Here is a 17,050-nt window from a genome sequence, read left to right on the forward strand (position 1 = left end):
TCGGTCGGCGCCCCCGTTGGAACAACCGGTTGACCCGTTTCTGAGGCAGCGCTCGCAGAAGCGTGTAAACTCCCTGGTCAGCGGCGGTGAAAACCGCGAGCTGTCTTCCCGGTCTTCAGGACCGGGCTCCATTGAGGCCCACACCACCAGGCGCGGCTTGAGCGCCCGCACAGCCTGTCTTCCCGGTCTTCAGGACCGGGCTCCATTGAGGCATATACCCATTGAAAACGATGTTGTTCTCGTTTATCGTCTTCCCGGTCTTCAGGACCGGGCTCCATTGAGGCTTATGGTCGGAGTCGGTGACCTGGCCGCCGGTGAAGTCTTCCCGGTCTTCAGGACCGGGCTCCATTGAGGCTCGTCCATGCCCAGGGGCTCGACAGCCCAGGCACCGCGGTCTTCCCGGTCTTCAGGACCGGGCTCCATTGAGGCTCGTCCATGCCCAGGGGCTCGACAGCCCAGGCACCGCGGTCTTCCCGGTCTTCAGGACCGGGCTCCATTGAGGCCGCCCGTCAGATGACGGCCGTGAGGACCAGGCTGGTCCCGTCTTCCCGGTCTTCAGGACCGGGCTCCATTGAGGCCCGATTGTGATACTCGTGTGCTCGTAGTTCGCCGGGAGTCTTCCCGGTCTTCAGGACCGGGCTCCATTGAGGCCAATATCCTGTGCGCCGATGTGCCGGTAGACGGATGCGTCTTCCCGGTCTTCAGGACCGGGCTCCATTGAGGCCAGTCGCGGCCGGCTGAGACTTGTGTTGGTACGCCTGTCTTCCCGGTCTTCAGGACCGGGCTCCATTGAGGCCTTTCAGCCAGTCGAGCCCACCGGAAACACCCGCCTGTCTTCCCGGTCTTCAGGACCGGGCTCCATTGAGGCCCGACTGTGTTGTCGTACAGGTCAGAGAAGCGGTTAGTCTTCCCGGTCTTCAGGACCGGGCTCCATTGAGGCCTCCAGTAGTGGACGGACGCGGACGGTAGATATGCGGGTCTTCCCGGTCTTCAGGACCGGGCTCCATTGAGGCGCCCAGCCCTGGGCGGCGATCTCCTCGAGCTCCTGACGTCTTCCCGGTCTTCAGGACCGGGCTCCATTGAGGCCTCCAGTAGTGGACGGACGCGGACGGTAGATATGCGGGTCTTCCCGGTCTTCAGGACCGGGCTCCATTGAGGCCCGAGTGCCTGTGCTGAGGGCTGATGGGTGTCCTTGTCTTCCCGGTCTTCAGGACCGGGCTCCATTGAGGCTCGGGCAGTATGACCTGGCTGGTGCCGTCGTCCAGGCGTCTTCCCGGTCTTCAGGACCGGACTCCATTGAGGCTTCTGGGCCTCGGCCTGGACCTGCTGGGTCGCGGACTGTCTTCCCGGTCTTCAGGACCGGGCTCCATTGAGGCAAGTCGACCAACTGCTTGAGCAGGATCAGGATCAGCCGTCTTCCCGGTCTTCAGGACCGGGCTCCATTGAGGCAAGTTGGCATCCGGCCGCGGTGGCTGACAGGCGACTGTCTTCCCGGTCTTCAGGACCGGGCTCCATTGAGGCGGCTTCCTGGTAGGTCTCGGCGAAAATGTCGGGCTGTCTTCCCGGTCTTCAGGACCGGGCTCCATTGAGGCTTCTGGGCCTCGGCCTGGACCTGCTGGGTCGCGGACTGTCTTCCCGGTCTTCAGGACCGGGCTCCATTGAGGCAAGTCGACCAACTGCTTGAGCAGGATCAGGATCAGCCGTCTTCCCGGTCTTCAGGACCGGGCTCCATTGAGGCTCCGGCCAGCCGCACACGACGTCAAGCTGGTGGCGCGTCTTCCTGGTCTTCAGGACCGGGCTCCATTGAGGCCCATGCGAGGCCGTCGTCCCACAGCTCGCCGACATCGTCTTACTGGACTCCAAACAACCTGGCGCTCCAGGGCTCTTCCGATTCGGGGGTGTGGTGGTGCTGGTTCGGGTTGGTGCGGTTGTCTTGTTTGATGTGGTTGACGGTGGTGTGCATGGTGCCGGTGTGCCTGCGGTCGAGAGTTGTCGGCGTGAGCGTGGTGCTTGAGATCGGGGTTTTGGCCGGTGTGGTGCGGGAAAATCGGGGTGATTATGGTCTGGGACGTTAATCCTGGGCGATGCTTGACTTTCGCGGGTAAATGTGCGGGCCGTCAGAACACGCTCCCCACGAGCAAGGCTCCACCCGATCTGCCAGACCCCGACGAACAAGACCAGCCACACCGCCGCAGACACCCAACGGCGCAAGTGCACCGCCTGCCGGTCCTCAACCACCCCACCGCACCCACCCGCACCGGGTGGAACCGAGCCAGCTGCGCTGGGTGAGTTCATCGACTGGGCAACCGGCAACCGCTCCCAAGCCAACCTGTCCGGTGGTAGCAACAGAGCGATTCGCCGCCTAACGGCCTAGTGCTGGCACGTCCCGGTACCCAAGCCACCGGTTACCGGCGAGATGCACTCCCAGATCTCCATCGACGAGATGAGGCCGGCCCACAAAAGGGCCTGGGGGTTATAGGCGCAAACACCCATCGACCACCTGGCTGCCGTTGGACCACCTGGCTGCCGCTGGACCGTCTAGCTGCCGTTGGACCACCTGAAACGCACTCTCAGACGGTCCAACCGCAAAACCGCGGTCCAAGCGCAGGAACGCGGTCCAAGTACGCGGACGGCAGCCGATCGAGTCCACACCCACCACCGCCAGCACGCACCCCGCCGGATGGGGCACCACCCCCCGAAGAAGGCCTCTGGAAACGCAAAGGCTGGGCCGGACGAACCAGCTAGAACACCACGACACGCCCGAACCACACACACATTAGCGCCGATAACCGTCCCCGATAACCCGGCAGTCCGCCCGAAACAAGCGAAGCCCCCGGGACCTTGTGGGTCCCGAGGGCCATCGCCGTGGCTCCGACCGGCGTCGATCCGGTGACCTTTCGATTTTCAGTCGAACGCTCTACCAACTGAGCTACAGAGCCTAGAGGCTAGGTCGCCCAGCCGTTTCCGACTGAGCGACCCGCATCCGCGACCTCGACGGGACTTGAACCCGCGACCTCCGCCGTGACAGGGCGGCGCGCTAACCAACTGCGCCACGAGGCCAATATGTCATCACTTACGTGAATCGTACCCCCAACGGGATTCGAACCCGTGCTACCGCCGTGAAAGGGCGGGGTCCTGGGCCGCTAGACGATGGGGGCCCGGTTGCCCTTGGCGTCGTCGCGCCTCGAACCGGGATGTACGGTATTGGGCCAGACCGCATCAACGCAAATCTTCCGGGCGTGAGCCTGCTCACCAGGCATCCCGTGGGCGGTTCACACCCCTGTTGCACCCTCCGCCCTCCCACGCCCTCCCGCAGCCTTCCCACACCATCCCGCATCAGCCCGACCTGCCGAGCCATGGCAGGCTCTCCCCCATGAGCCCTACCCAGCTCTCCGACGCCGAGTTCGAGGCCGCCGTCTCCGATGCACTCGACATCATCCCGGAGGACCTAGCCGCCCACATGGACAACATCGTGGTGCTCGTCCAGGACGAGCCGGAGCACGAAATGCTCACCGAGGCGGACTACGACGCCGCTGGACGCCCCACCCTGCTCGGGCTGTACGACGGCGTACCGTTGACTGAACGTGATGCCGGGTGGTCCCTGGTTCTACCCGACCGCATCCTCATCTTCCAGGGTCCACTGCAACGCTGGTGCGGCTCGCGCCAGGAACTGGTGGAACAGGTGGCAGTTACTGTGATTCATGAGGTCGCCCACCACTTCGGCATCTCTGATGAGCGGCTGCACGAGCTCGGTTGGGACTAGCCGCGCCGCGAGGTGACACGGTCACAGATCAGATCACAGACAAGGCGCGCCGCAGCCACATGCTTCACCCACGACACCATTACATGTGACACTGCCGTTATGACCGCAGCCGCACCGGACGGACCGACCTCCTCAGAGGCCCGGCATCTGAGCACATCATCGACATCCTCGCGCCGCGAGACGCGCATGAGCCGCCGCAGGCCGGACCGGCTCGTCGCGCACGGGCCCGTGGGCGACCCGGTGGTCACCGCCCGCAACCTGTCCAGAATCTTCGGCGACGGCGAGGCCTCCGTAACGGCCCTGGATTCGGTGGACGCGCATATCGCCCGAGGCCGTTTCACCGCCGTGCTGGGACCGTCGGGGTCGGGCAAGACCACCCTCATGCGCTGCCTGATCGGCCTGGACACCCCGACCTCGGGGACCGTGATACTCGACGGCAATGAGATCTCGCTTATGAACGGCCGACGCCTGGCACGACTGCGGCGCGAGCGGGTCGGTCTGATCCTGCGTTCACACAATCTCATCCCGTCGCTGCCCGTAGCCGAGAACATCACCTTGACGCTGAATCTGGCCCGCCGCCACGTAGATCAGGCGCGCCTGGAGCGAATCGCCGACGTCGTCGGCCTGCGGGGCCGGCTCGACTACCGTCCCGCCGAACTGACCCCGGAGCTGGCGCAGCGGGTCGCCTGCGCCCGCGCAATTGTCGGCAACCCGGCGGCTGTCTTCGCCGACGAGCCGACCGGCTCCCTGGGCTCGGTGGGAACCGCCCAGCTGCTGGACATTCTGCGGGCCGCCGTCGACCAGTTGGAGCAGAGCGTCATCATGTTCACCCACGACGCCGATGCGGCCGCCCGCGCAGATACCGTCCTTTTCCTGCAAGACGGCAATATCGTCGCGGAGATGAACCAGCCTGACCGGGATCGACTCCTGGACGCCCTGCATGACCTGGGTGCCACGGGGCCATCCGCCGTCAGCGTAGGCTCCACCGAGCGGGAGGTCTCACAGATCGAAGAGGCCTGGGCGCAACCCATCGGGCAGCAGCGCGTTCGCCCCCGCGGCGCCCGCACGCACGACCGCCCGCACGATTGGGACGAGCCCAGCGACCAGCCCCGTCCGGGACGCGCTTCACGCCCCTATGACGCCACCCCGCATGACTGGGACGCCCCCAGCGATCGACCGGCCCGACCGGGGCGGCGCAGCCGCAATGCCAGTGCCGACATCGCTGATCTCAACAATCCGTGGGGGTACCAGTGATCCGGGCGGTCTGGCATGCGGTACGCATGCGCCCGGGGCCGTCCCTGCTCGCCGCGGCGACCGTTGCCGTGGGCGTGTCCGCGGTCGCCGGTGCCCTCGCCGTCGACGACGCCCTTCCCGCAGCCCCATCCGACACCCGCCTGGCGCACGCGTACGTGCACGCTCTGCTGTGGGGCATGACCGCCCTGGTGGCGCTAGCGGTCATGATCATCGTCATGAATGCCTTCGCGGCGAGCCTGCGACGGCGCACCCATGCGCTCGCCCTGCTGCGCGCCACGGGCACCGCCCCGACGCCCGTGGCAGTGGCGGTCCTCCTACAGGCCACGGCCATCGGCCTGCTTGGGGCCGCGTTGGGCATGCTCGGCGGCATTGGCGTCATCAGGCTGTTGGACACCGGCTTCACCTCCCGCGGTGGGCCGCTGGTCGACCTGTCGACCGCGCCGCGGCCCGCCGCCATCATCATCGGTCTGCTGGCGGCTGTCTGCGGCGCTGCGCCGCCGGCCATCGGTGCGGCGTTGACACCGCCCGCCGGCTCGACGCCGCCCGACGACGCCGCCCGCCCGGCGCTGTCCCGGGGCGTAGCCGGTGCGGTGCTGAGTCTGCTCGCAATGGCCGGTATCGGCGTCACCTGGCGCGTGACCGACCTGCCCCAGCGGGTAACCGTGCTGGGGGTGTCCGCTTCGCTGCTGCTACTCGGAGTCCTACTCGCCCTGCCGTGGGCGCTGCGTCCGTTCGTCATGCTGCTGGGGCTGCCGGCTCGGTCGACGACGAGCGGTGGCCTAGCCGTGCGCCGTCTGGCCGCCGCTCCCCGTCAGGGGGCCGCCCTGGCGGCGCCACCCCTGCTTGCCGCCGCGGCCACCTGCCTTGCCGCGCCCACGGCCGCCTCCCTGCGCAAGTCCCTGAACCAACCCGGATACCTGGACGTCGTATTGGACGCCCTTCCGGCCATGCTCGTCGGCATGGCGGTGCTGGCCGGGATCTGCGCGGCCGGCGCTGTGTCGGCACACGCCTCCAGGCGGACCGCTGAGACCACACTGCTGCGAGCCCTCGGCCAGACCCGGGGTCAGAGCGTCGGGCAGTTCCTGTGCGAGGCCCTGCTCGCCGGTGCCGGCGGCGTAATCCTCGGCGGGATCTGCGGCCTGCTCCTGTCGACGGCACTGAGCACGGTGCTGGCCGACCGGGGTCTGGACGAGATCGTCATCCCCTGGATGCAGCTGCTGGCGCCAGCGCTGGTCGGCGGCGTCGGCGGCGTGCTGGCGGCACTGGCCCCGGCCTTACGGGCGACGCGGCCACCCACCGGCGCAGACACCACCGAGTAAGACCCCCAACTGGATCGGCCCGGAGCCCCGGGCCGGCAACCCCGGATTGTGAGCGTGATCAATCGGTAGACACATACCCGCACCCATCCGTTAGCATGCCGTTATTATTCCGGAGAGTAAACGCCCCGGGAGGAGCGGCACAGTTCGTCGTCTACCGTGGGCAGCATCTCTACGCCCGCGTCTGTTGAGGAATGTCATGGCGAAAACCACCATCTTCATCTTCCACCCCGACCTCAGCCAATCCACCATCAACCTGCGCCTGGCGCAGGCGGCGGAGGGGCTCGACGGCGTCGAGATCCGCGACATGTACGCGCTGTACCCCGACTTCAACTTCGATATCGAGGCCGAGCAGAATCTGCTGGAGCACACCGACCGGATCGTGCTCCAGTTCCCGATCCAGTGGTACTCCAGCCCACCGCTGCTGAAGAAGTGGGAGGACGACGTCCTGACCTGGGGCTGGGCGTACGGCACCAACGGGGACGCCCTGCAGGGCAAGGAGTTGCTGCTGGCCGTGTCCGCCGGTGCGGTGGCCGCTCACTACCGGCGCTTCGACACCCGCCGCTCGGTAGCCGACGTCCTGTTTAGGCGGCGTCGACGCGACCGTGACGCCGCCTCCTCCGGCTACACCATGAACGACGTACTGCGCCCCTTCCAGGCGACCAGCGTGATCATCGGCACCGACTACCTGGAGCCCTTCGTGACTCCGGGGGCGACGACGATGCACACCGCCGATCTGGAGGCACGCGCCAAGGCCTACGCCCGCTACGTAACTTCACGGAAGCTACGCATCCTGGACACCTACCAGTAGGCGGTCTGCAGCCGGTGGCTGCGGGAGCGGACGCGGCCCGCAGCCGCGGCCATGCGGCCGCAACAGCACCCGTGCTCCGGTCCGACGCGTATTCCCCGCCGCGACGCGGTTCATCCCACACCGCGCCGCGGCCCCAAGGCGTCGGCTCACCGCTAGCCTCGTGCCACCATGGCTCGTCCCCGCAACCCACTCACCGCCGTCCGCCACCTCCTGCCGCAACCGAACGCCCCGCTCCCCCAGCCGCCGGCCGGGGCCGGACCGGGGCGCCTGCTGCGCTGGCTGCTGCGGCGCGCCGCCGCACCACTTGCGGTCGCCACCGTGGCCGCAATCATCTCCAGCATCATCCAGGCGATTGTGCCCTCCTTCCTCGGAGCCGCTCTGGATGCCGGCATTGAGCATGGCCTGAACCCGCGTGTATGGACGATCACGCTGACTCTGCTGGGGCTGTTCCTCGTGTACGCGGTGGGCGACACCATGCTGTCCTACTTCCGCATCCACGCGTGGATGCGGATCAACTTCGACATCGGCCGCCTGGTCGGCCGCCAGGTGTCCACCACCGGTGCCGGCCTGACCCGGCAGGTCTCCTCCGGCGAGGTCGCCTCGATCGTCGCCTCGGACGCCCAGTACATCGGCAACTTCGCGCAGCGCCTGCCCGAACTGATCGGCTCCGCCTGCGCCTTCCTGGTGGTGGCGGTGATCATGCTGAGCACGTCGGTGCGGCTGGGGGTGATCGTGCTGGTGGGCATGCCGCTGGTGGCCTGGGCGATCACCCCGGTGATCCGTCCACTGCAGCGGCGCCAGTCAGCGCAGCGCGAGGCGCAGTCCGCTCTGACCACCATCACCACCGACACGGTGGCGGGTCTGCGGATTCTGCGTGGCATCGGCGGGGAGGACGTCTTCGCCCGCCGTTACCGGGAGGCGTCCCAGGAGCTGCGGCGCCGCGGCGTGGCCGTGGCCGGCACACAGTCGGTGCTTATGAGTCTGCAAGTGCTGCTGCCGGGCCTGTTCGTCGCCGTCGTCGTATGGGCGGCGGCCCGTATGGCCATCACCGGGGCGATCACCGCCGGCGAGTTGGTCACCTTCTACGGCTACACCGCCTACCTGTCCTGGCCGTTGATGGTTTTCTCATACTCCGTGCAGGACTACACCCGCGCCCTGGTGGGGTCCCGACGCCTGGCACGACTGCTCACGGTCACGCCGGCCGCAGGGAACGTTGCCGAGCGGCTGGTGCTCGACCCGACCCGCCCCTCCCCGGTCGTCGGCGAGCTGGCGGACTCCGGCTCCGGCGTCACCCTGGCTCCCGGGCGCATGACGGCGCTGGTTTCCGCCGATCCGGATGTGTCCGCCGCGCTGGCCACCCGGCTGGGTCGTTTCGACGATGCCGCTCCTGCCGTGACACTCGCCGCACGGCCCTTGACTGGTATGCCGCTGGAGCAGGTGCGTGCCTCGATCGTGGTGTCCGGGGCGACGGCGCAGTTGTTCACGGGCACCCTGCGTGAGGCCTTGGATGTTCGCGGTGGTGCGGTGCCCGAGCCAGTGGACGTGGGCACTCTGGTGGCCGCCGAGCGGGAACGGTCCGGGGTGGCCGATGTGGACCAGAATGTGCATGGGGCGGTGGCACATGAGGCTGGCGATGAGCGTCTGCTCGCTGCCCTGGAGGTGGCAGACGCCCACGATGTGCTGTCCTCCCTGGACCTGGGCCTGGCGGGCATGATCACCGAGCGGGGGCGATCCCTGTCCGGTGGGCAGCGCCAGCGTGTGGCTCTGGCCCGAGCGCTGCTCACGCAGGCGCCCACGCTGGTGCTGATCGAGCCGACCAGCGCTCTGGATTCGCATACGGAGGCCCGGGTGGCGCGTCGGGTGCGCGCCGCCCGTGCGGGCAGCACCACGATTGTCACCACCGCCTCCCCGCTGGTGTTGGAGGTGTGCGATGAGGTGGTTTTTCTCGACGACGCCGGCCGCGAGCGCCTGCGCGCACCGCATCGGGAGCTGGTGGCCCGGGCCCGGGCCGGCGATCCGGACGCCGTCGTCTACCGCGGCGTCGTCGCCCGAGCTATAGGGGAGGACGCGCCTTTGGCGCGGCCGGATGCGGGCGCGGCGCAATCCCAGCAGGACGCGCCTTTGGCGCGGCCGGACGCGGGCGCTCCCGCCGAGGGGGTGACGCGCTGATGGCGCTGCCCGTAGCCCCTGGCAAGGTGGCCATGCGCAAGACCTTCGGGATCATGGCCTCCTACCGCATGCGTTTCGTGTGGGTGCTGATTCTGCAGATCACTGCGGTGCTGGCCACCCTGGTGGCTCCGCAGTTGCTGGGTCGCCTGGTTACCCGTGTCTCCGCCGGCACTGCCACCGTCGACTACGTTGACAAGATCGTCCTGGTGATCGTCCTGGTCACGCTCGTCGGCGCGCTGATCAACCGTTTTGCGCAGATGTATGCGCGTACCCTCGGGGAATCGGTGTTCGCGGATCTACGGGAGCGCATGATGTCCCGGGTGGTGCACCTGCCGCTGTCGGCGGTTGAATCGGCGGGAACCGGTGATCTGGTGGGGCGCACCACCAATGACGTCTCCCGCATCGAGTTCCTGGTGCGAGTTGGCGTGCCTCAGATCATGGTATGCACCGTGACGATCGTGTTCACTATCGCCGCGGCGGCGGTTTCTGATCCGCTGTTGGCGGCGGGACTGCTGGTGGTGGGTCCACCGGTGTGGGCGATGATGAGCTGGTACCTGCCGATCTCGGTGCCCGCGTACCGGGCGGGGTCTGCCGCTGCAGCCCGGCTCAACGGCGTGGTCTCCGAAACGGTTGACCACACCTTCACCGTTGATGCCCTGGGGATCGGTCGTCGTCGGGAGGAGGTCATCGCCGCCTCGGTGGCAGAGGCCTGGAGTCTGGAGAAGTTCACGGCCTGGCTGCGAGTGCGCCTGTACCTGGTGCTGGACGTGGCCTGGCGGGCCCCGGTGGTGGTCATTCTGCTCTGGGGAGGTTTCCTCGCATCCCGCGGCTGGGCGAGCCTGGGCGCGATCACCACGGTGACCCTGTACGCCATGGAACTGCGCAAGCCGATTGGCCAGCTGATGTTCTGGATCGATCAGGTGCAGGTCTCCCAGGCCTCACTCACCCGTATTCTGGGCGTGGAGGAGGTGCCGGATGATCGCACTCCCACCGGTGCCGAACCCGAGAACACGCGCATGCTTTTGCGCAATGTTCGCTTCGCCTATCGCGAAGGTCTGGAGGTGCTCCACGGCATTGACCTTGACCTGGTGCCCGGGGAGCGACTCGCCGTCGTCGGCCCGTCAGGATCGGGCAAGTCGACCCTGGGCCGCATGCTGGCTGGCATCAACCCGCCGACCTCCGGGTCGGTGACGGTGGGCGGCGTGCCGCTGACCGATCTGACTGAGGCGGAGCTGCGCCGCCATGTGGCTCTGGTGACCCAGGAGCAGCATGTGTTTGCCGGCACAATCGCGGACAACGTGCGCCTGGGACGCCCGGACGCGGATGACGCCACCATCGCCCACGCGATCGCCGCCATCGGGGCGCACAAGTGGGTTGATGAACTGCCTGAAGGCATGCACACTCCGGTCGGTTCGGGAAACCTGACGCTCACCCCCGCACAAGCGCAGGAGGTGGCGCTGGCGCGTCTGGTGCTGTTGGATCCGCACACACTGATCCTGGATGAGGCGACCTCTCTGCTGGATCCGCACGCGGCACGAACTCTGGAGCGGACCCTGTCAACGGCGCTGGCAGGCAGGACCGTAATAGAGGTGGCACACCGCCTGTACACGGCTCAGGACGCGGACCGGGTGGCCGTAATGTTGGACGGCCGGATCGTGGAGTTGGGTACGCATGATGAACTCGTCGCCCTCGGCGGGGAGTATGCGAGCCTGTGGGAGGCCTGGAGCCAGGAGTAGCGGCGCGGCCGGCACGTGCGGCCTGGCCGTGTTTTGGGCCGCCAACCTCCATTTGGACCGCCAACCTCCGTTTGGACCGCCAACCTCCGTTTGGACCGCCGCAGTGTGCAACTGGGCCGGTCCAAACCGACGCAAGGGGTCCAAACCGACGCGGGCAGTCCAAACCGACGCAACGGGTCCGAACCGACGGCGCCCACTCACCTACTCAATGGATGGCACGAATGCCTGCTCCGGCGAGGATCTCCAACATCCCCTGTTCCCTCAGCGCGTCATCCCAAAGCCAGCGCACAACTCGCATACCCGTGGCGCTCTCGATGTCGAGTTCTCGACGCCGTTCGGCGAGCAGGACGTCGTCCATCGCCCTACCCGTCAGCTCCCGTCCGTACTTGACCCGACCGTCGAACTCTCCGATCACACCGTGTTCGGGCCACATGAAGTCCACACGTCCGAGCAGTCCGCCACGCTGGTCCCGTACCGGCTCCTGCAAGGCCGGTAGTGGCAGGTGGTGTTCGATCATCACCGCTCGACTCAAGCTCTCCCCGGGAGACTCGGAATCCGGGTCAGCCGCCTGGATCGTCCGGGATAGGCGCTGTCTCCCCCATGTTCGCTCCGGAGCCGCGGCAGCGATCCCATCTTTCGTCACCCGCCCCTCTCTCAGCATGGCGTCGAAGCCGGCCAATACATAGCGCAACGGTCGGCGACGTCCAAGATCCGCGAGGGTCTGCGCCACCGAGGCAACCGGCACGCCATCGTCAAGCACCGTCTGGAAGTCGCAGCCGGCACGCAGGGTATGAATCCCCGCCGATGATCGTCCGCCATCGCGCCCGGGCCGCACCACCTGGACCTGCTTTGGAATCTCACCCACCAGCGGAATCCCATGTACGACAGCCGCCGACTCCCTGGCGAGCACGGCACCTTCCAGTGCTCCGGTGAGTCGAGCGGCGATGACCTTGACCCGATGTGCCTCAGACCAAGTCAGGCCGTGGAGATCTCTACGCTGCACGTATGCACCACGCAGGATGCGGACAAGTTCCCCGCCGGGGCGCGCGGACCGGGCGAGCGTACCCTTGTCCAGCCCGCACCCGGCGAGTTCGGATGACAATAGGATCGGAATCGGCGAGCTCCACATGCCTGCACGGTGCACCCTGGCCGGGCTGTTTGTCCGAGCGCCTGTGAACACGGTGAACGCCCCTCTGCACCAACCCGGGCTGTGGATAACGGCGACCGCACAGGTGGACCGGGTAGACGCTGCGCCCTCCACACTCGCCACCGAGCACCCCACTCGGGCCGCGTTCCTTCAGTCGGACCGCTTTCCTGCGGTTGGACCGTCTGAGAGTACGTTTCAGGTGGTCCAACGGCAGCCAGACGGTCCATCCGCAGACGGACCGCCGGGAACTGGAGCGCGAGGTGCCGACATGCCCACAACGTCACCATTCGGTTGCACTGCCACCGCCGCCATCGAATCAGGCACTTAGCCAGGACCGGTCAGCTTCAACCCAGGCCCGGCGTGTGAGATTCTGTTCCGAGCAATGGGAGCGGCCGGTGGGCCGCCCCGCACCGTTTATCAGCAGGCACAAGAAGGTCGGTTCCATGAGCCAGCAGCCCAATCAGCCCCCGTCGGCGCCGCCGCGGCCGAGCTCTGCTTCAACAGCACCGACGCTGAGCGAGCTCGTCAACCGAATCTCGGAAAACATCTCCGCGCTCGTGCACGGGGAGATCGACTTGGCCAAGGCCAAGGGCAAACGCATGGCCACCACCATGGGAGTCGGCGGTGCACTGCTGGCAGTGGGCGGGGTCATCGCCCTGTACGGGGTGGGATTCCTCCTGGGCGCCATCGTGGACCTGCTCGCACTGGCACTACCCGTATGGGCCGCCAAACTCATAGTCGCCGCCACGCTGTTGATCGTGGCCTCCATCACCGCGCTGCTGGGGAGCAAGCGCCTGCAGGCGGCCAAGGCCGACATCCCTGACCCCAAGGGCGCCCTCCAACACGACCTCAACACCGTCAAGTCCGCCGCCGCCACCGGCTTCGAGAAGGGCAACCAGCAGTGAGTGAGAAGAATCCGGCCGACGCGGCCACACCTGAAGAGATCGAGGCCCGCCTCTCCGAACTGCGCGCCTCGGTCGCGAACGACGTCGAGCAACTAGCCCAACGTCTGGCACCCAATGCCTTGAAGGCAGTGGCTCGCTCCACCACCGAGGCGACCGTGGCCGATCTACGTGAACGCGCCCAGTCGGCGGCCACCGGACTGAAGTCCCGCCTGCAGGGCGACGCCAGCGCTCCGCTGTTCCCCGCCGACGCGCCGAGCAGCGACAGCCCGTCACTCATTGACAGGGCCCGGCGCCTGCTCAACGACGCCCAGGACGGCGATCCGCAGGCACTGGCACTGGTCACCGGGGCTGTGGCGGCGCTGGCGGGGTTGAGCGTATTCGCCCTGGTCAAGGCGCTGCGCCGCTAGCACGGCCACTGGCCGCCCGAACCCATCCGCCCCGTCTGGATCCGTATTCCCGGCTTCGCCGCCTGTGTCCGTGGGCCTTACCACGGTCGACGTGCTGCCTGTGGAATGGTGTTCCGAGGCGGCAACGTTGTACGGTTGCCCCACGACACATTTGCCCAGTTGCTGCGCGCCCACGGCGCGCCCAGAGATATGTTGGAGGGGGTCGAGCCTATGGGGCGCGGCCGTCAGAAGGCCAAGGCGACCAAGGTCGCTCGCAAGCTCAAGTACTTCAGCCCGGAGACGGACTACGCGGCTCTCGAACGAGAGCTTGCCACGTCGTCATCCGCGACGTCCCCCGACACCCAAAGTGACGAAGACATGTACGAGGAGCTCGCTGCCAAGTACGCCGTCGACGACTGGGATGACGAGGACGACGAGGCCTGACCCGGCAGCGGTGCACGGCGACTGCCACGCCCTGCGCCATGCCTGCGGCACCCGTGCAGGCGGCGCGTTGCGGCTGCGCCAGGTGGCCGCACGACCGCCCCGGAGTTCCGCTCAGGTGGTCCGATAGGCCCCCCGCAGGTCGACGATTCCGCCGTCGACGCCCTTGGTGCCGGAAACCATCCGGCCCCGGGGCGTGTAGTTCTCGGCGTCATGGAGCACGCCCAGCACCCAGGCGGGTACCCCCGCGGCCTCGGCTCCCCACAGCACCTCAGCGACCGCATCGGCCGCTACCACGGCCACCATGCCCACCCCCAGGTTGAGGGTGGATTCCAGGTCGTCCCAGGGGACCGCGCCGAGGCGGCGCACGACGTCGAAGACCACGGGCACCTCCCAGCTGCCACGTTCGACGTCGGCCACGATCCCGGCGGGCAGAACGCGGGCCAGGTTCGCCCCCAGGCCGCCACCGGTGATGTGGGCGAGGGCGCGTATGCGCAGCCGGTCCGGATCGGCGTCGGCGGGGTCCACCTGCGCGATCAGATCAAGCAGCATCCGCGTGTACAGCCGAGTCGGCTCCAGCAGCTCCTCACCGAGCGTGCGACCGAACTCGGGCACCTCCCGGTCCAGGGACCAGCCGGCGTGCTCGACCACGCGCCGCACCAGCGAGTAGCCGTTGGAGTGCAGGCCGGAGGCAGCCAGCGCCACAAGCACGTCCCCGGGCCGCACCCGCTGGGCGCTCAGTGTCCGATCGGCCTCCACCACACCGGTGGCGGCACCGGCGACGTCGTACTCTCCCGGCCCCATCAGCCCGGGGTGCTCGGCCGTCTCCCCACCCAGCAGGGGCGTGCCGACGGCGGCGCAGGCCTGGGCGACGCCGCGCACGATGTCGGCGATTCGCTGCGGGACCACCTTGCCGCAGGCAATGTAGTCGGTCATCAGCAGGGGGCGGGCGCCGACCACCACGATGTCATCGATCACCATGCCGACCAGGTCTTGGCCAATGGTGTCATGCACGTCGAGCGCCTGGGCGATGGCGACCTTCGTGCCCACCCCGTCGGTGGAGGTTGCCAGCAGGGGGCGGCGGTAGCCGCGCAGCTCAGAGACGTCAACCATCCCGGCGAAGCCGCCCACCTCCCCGACGACGGCGGGCGTCATGGTGGCGGCGACCGACGCCTTCATCAGTTCTACGGCGCGGTCCCCCGCGGCCGTGTCGACGCCGGCGGCGGCGTAGGTGATGGGCGCATCCGGGGCGTCGGCGGCGTGGTTGTCAGCGTCCGGGGCGTCGGCGGCAGCTGCGCTCTGACTCATCGGGCGGGTCCTTCCGGTGCGGTTGTTGGGATGGGAATGGGAGCGACGGAGGCGGCGTCGGCGGATACCTGGTGCGGGCTGCCGGCGCCCAGGTCCGGGCGGGTGATCCCACGTGGGGCACTGCCCGCAGACGCCTCGCCACGGCGGCGCCGGTAGGCTCCGGGCACGCGGGAGACGGCAGGGGTGTTGGCTGCGACCGCGCTCGGCGTGGGCGTGGCGGTGGGGTAGTTGCCCGTGAAACAGGCGGTGCACAGGGCATCGGCGCTCAGACCGGAGGCGGCGACCATCGCCTGCACCGACAGGTAGCCGAGGGAGTCGGCGCCGATGGAGTCGCGGATCTCCTCCACGCTCATGCCGGTGGCGATCAGTTCGGCACGGGTGGCGAAGTCGACGCCGTAATAGCAGGGCCACAGCACCGGCGGGGAGGAGATGCGCACATGCACCTCGGCTGCACCGGCCTCCCGCAGCATGCGCACCAGCGCACGCTGGGTGTTGCCGCGCACAATCGAGTCGTCGACGACGATCAGTCTCTTACCGGCAATCACCTCACGCACCGGGTTGAGCTTCAAACGGATGCCCAACTGGCGCAGGGTCTGGGTGGGTTGGATGAAGGTGCGGCCCACATAGGTGTTCTTCACCAGGCCCTGCCCGTAGGGGATGCCGGAGGCCTGGGCGTAGCCGATGGCGGCCGGGGTACCCGACTCGGGGGTGGCGATCACCAGGTCGGCGTCCACCGGGTGCTCGCTGGCCAGCGCCGCACCCATGGCATTGCGGGCGGCGATCACCGAGGTGCCGGCAATGCGCGTGTCCGGGCGGGCCAGGTAGACGTACTCGAACACGCAGCCGGCCCGCCGCGGGGAGGCGAAGCGTGTGGAGCGCACGCCGTCGGCGTCTATCTCGATCAGCTCCCCGGGCTCGATCTCCCTGACGAAGGCGGCCCCGAGAATGTCCAGGGCGGCACTCTCGGAGGCGATCACCCAGCCGCGCTGCAGGCGGCCGAGCACGAGGGGGCGCACGCCGTGCGGGTCGCGGGCGGCGTACAGGGTGTGCTCGTCCATGAACACCAGGGAGAAGGCGCCACGCAGCAGGGGCAGCACGCGCCGAGCGGTGGCGGAGATGCTCAGCGGCGGGGAGGCGTCGGCGTCGGCCACCGGTAGGTACAGGGAGGACTCGGCGTCGACGGCGTCGTAGTCCCAGGCGTCCAGGCGGCCGCGCTGGGAGACCAGCTCCATCAGGGCGGCGATGACCGCGGTGTCCGTGGAGGAGCCGCGGCCGAGCTCGCCGGTCAGGTCCTCCCCGCTGGTGCGGTGGACCGCCTCCATGAGCTCGCGGGTGTTGGTGAGGTTCCCGTTGTGGGTCAGCGCCAGGGTGGAGCCGGCCACCGGCCCGAGCATCGGCTGCGCGTTCTCCCAGGTGCCCGCGCCCTGGGTGGCGTAGCGGACATGCCCGACGGCGAGGTGCCCGGTGAGGCTGGACAGGGTGCCGTCGTCGAAGATCTGGGAGACCAGGCCCAGGTCCTTGTAGACCAGGATGTTGCGGCCGTCGGTGGAGGCGATACCGGCGGCCTCCTGGCCGCGGTGCTGGAGGGCGTACAGGCCGAAATAGGTCAGGCGGGAGGCCTCCTCCCCCGGCGCCCAGACGCCGAAAACGCCGCACTCTTCGTTCACCTCTGCGCCGGGGGCGAGCGGTGGTTCGGGATGCGTAGGGGCGAGCGCGTCGTTTGGGGGCGGGGTGGTCAGGCCGGAGTCGCCAAAGCTCACTCAGGCATTGTCTCACACGCACCGCGTCCCTCGCCGAGATCGGCGCGAACGGAC

At 68.1% G+C, this 17,050-nt stretch carries 12 protein-coding genes, 3 tRNA genes and 1 CRISPR repeat array; of the genes, 9 read left to right on the forward strand and 6 right to left on the reverse strand.

Going from position 1 to position 17,050, the window contains the following annotated elements:
* The first annotated feature begins 102 nt into the window (after positions 1–102).
* Positions 103–1,810: a CRISPR direct-repeat array (repeat unit 36 nt; unit sequence GTCTTCCCGGTCTTCAGGACCGGGCTCCATTGAGGC).
* A 1,056-nt stretch (positions 1,811–2,866) separates the two neighbouring features.
* From CWT10_RS14620 to CWT10_RS14630, 3 genes are all read right to left on the reverse strand, one after another.
* A tRNA-Phe gene (locus CWT10_RS14620) sits at positions 2,867–2,939 on the reverse strand.
* A 47-nt stretch (positions 2,940–2,986) separates the two neighbouring features.
* Positions 2,987–3,060: transfer RNA gene (locus CWT10_RS14625), tRNA-Asp, on the reverse strand.
* Positions 3,061–3,085: 25 nt separating this feature from the next.
* A tRNA-Glu gene (locus CWT10_RS14630) sits at positions 3,086–3,158 on the reverse strand.
* 215 nt (positions 3,159–3,373) lie between these two features.
* Here CWT10_RS14630 and CWT10_RS14635 point away from each other — a divergent pair.
* The 6 genes from CWT10_RS14635 (at position 3,374) to CWT10_RS14660 (ending at position 11,049) form a co-directional block, all read left to right on the forward strand.
* Entirely contained in the window at positions 3,374–3,763 is a 390-nt protein-coding gene (locus tag CWT10_RS14635) for a metallopeptidase family protein (protein WP_103061640.1), read from the forward strand.
* Between the two features lie 99 nt (positions 3,764–3,862).
* Positions 3,863–5,017 carry an ABC transporter ATP-binding protein gene (locus tag CWT10_RS14640; protein WP_233187962.1) on the forward strand — a complete coding sequence of 385 codons (1,155 nt, stop codon included), beginning with the start codon at positions 3,863–3,865 and terminating at the stop codon, positions 5,015–5,017.
* Between the two features lie 26 nt (positions 5,018–5,043).
* On the forward strand, positions 5,044–6,336 hold the full coding sequence (locus CWT10_RS14645) for an ABC transporter permease (RefSeq protein WP_103061639.1): 1,293 nt from the start codon (positions 5,044–5,046) through the stop codon (positions 6,334–6,336).
* A gap of 196 nt (positions 6,337–6,532) precedes the next feature.
* Positions 6,533–7,144 carry an NAD(P)H-dependent oxidoreductase gene (locus CWT10_RS14650; RefSeq protein ID WP_103061638.1) on the forward strand — a complete coding sequence of 204 codons (612 nt, stop codon included), beginning with the start codon at positions 6,533–6,535 and terminating at the stop codon, positions 7,142–7,144.
* A 168-nt stretch (positions 7,145–7,312) separates the two neighbouring features.
* On the forward strand, positions 7,313–9,313 hold the full coding sequence (locus CWT10_RS14655) for an ABC transporter transmembrane domain-containing protein (protein ID WP_103061637.1): 2,001 nt from the start codon (positions 7,313–7,315) through the stop codon (positions 9,311–9,313).
* Positions 9,313–11,049: an ABC transporter ATP-binding protein gene (locus CWT10_RS14660; protein WP_103061636.1), complete on the forward strand. Its 1,737-nt coding sequence runs from the start codon at positions 9,313–9,315 to the stop codon at positions 11,047–11,049. Before CWT10_RS14655 ends, CWT10_RS14660 begins: the two co-directional genes overlap by 1 nt.
* A 205-nt stretch (positions 11,050–11,254) precedes the next feature.
* On the opposite strand, the gene CWT10_RS14665 is transcribed toward CWT10_RS14660, so the two are convergent.
* Positions 11,255–12,178, reverse strand: coding sequence for a hypothetical protein (locus CWT10_RS14665; RefSeq protein ID WP_103061644.1), 924 nt, complete (start codon positions 12,176–12,178; stop codon positions 11,255–11,257).
* Between the two features lie 461 nt (positions 12,179–12,639).
* Here CWT10_RS14665 and CWT10_RS14670 point away from each other — a divergent pair, with 461 nt between their 5' ends.
* The 3 genes from CWT10_RS14670 (at position 12,640) to CWT10_RS14680 (ending at position 13,931) form a co-directional block, all read left to right on the forward strand.
* A complete protein-coding gene (locus CWT10_RS14670) occupies positions 12,640–13,101 on the forward strand; it encodes a phage holin family protein (protein ID WP_103061635.1) in 462 nt (153 codons plus the stop codon).
* Positions 13,098–13,508 (forward strand): hypothetical protein, encoded by a 411-nt coding sequence (locus CWT10_RS14675; RefSeq protein ID WP_103061634.1) that lies wholly within the window; start codon positions 13,098–13,100, stop codon positions 13,506–13,508. The genes CWT10_RS14670 and CWT10_RS14675 overlap by 4 nt, the downstream gene beginning before the upstream one ends.
* A gap of 210 nt (positions 13,509–13,718) precedes the next feature.
* Positions 13,719–13,931 (forward strand): DUF3073 domain-containing protein, encoded by a 213-nt coding sequence (locus CWT10_RS14680; protein WP_103061643.1) that lies wholly within the window; start codon positions 13,719–13,721, stop codon positions 13,929–13,931.
* Positions 13,932–14,042: 111 nt separating this feature from the next.
* Here CWT10_RS14680 and purM read toward each other — a convergent pair whose 3' ends face one another.
* Together purM and purF are read right to left on the reverse strand one after the other, a co-directional pair.
* Positions 14,043–15,236, reverse strand: coding sequence for a phosphoribosylformylglycinamidine cyclo-ligase (purM, locus tag CWT10_RS14685; protein WP_103061633.1), 1,194 nt, complete (start codon positions 15,234–15,236; stop codon positions 14,043–14,045).
* Positions 15,233–16,996: an amidophosphoribosyltransferase gene (purF, locus tag CWT10_RS14690; protein ID WP_103061632.1), complete on the reverse strand. Its 1,764-nt coding sequence runs from the start codon at positions 16,994–16,996 to the stop codon at positions 15,233–15,235. The genes purM and purF overlap by 4 nt, the downstream gene beginning before the upstream one ends.
* Positions 16,997–17,050: the final 54 nt, after the last annotated feature.

It is taken from the genome of Actinomyces qiguomingii (assembly GCF_004102025.1).
In the GTDB taxonomy this organism is placed as follows: domain Bacteria; phylum Actinomycetota; class Actinomycetes; order Actinomycetales; family Actinomycetaceae; genus Actinomyces; species Actinomyces qiguomingii.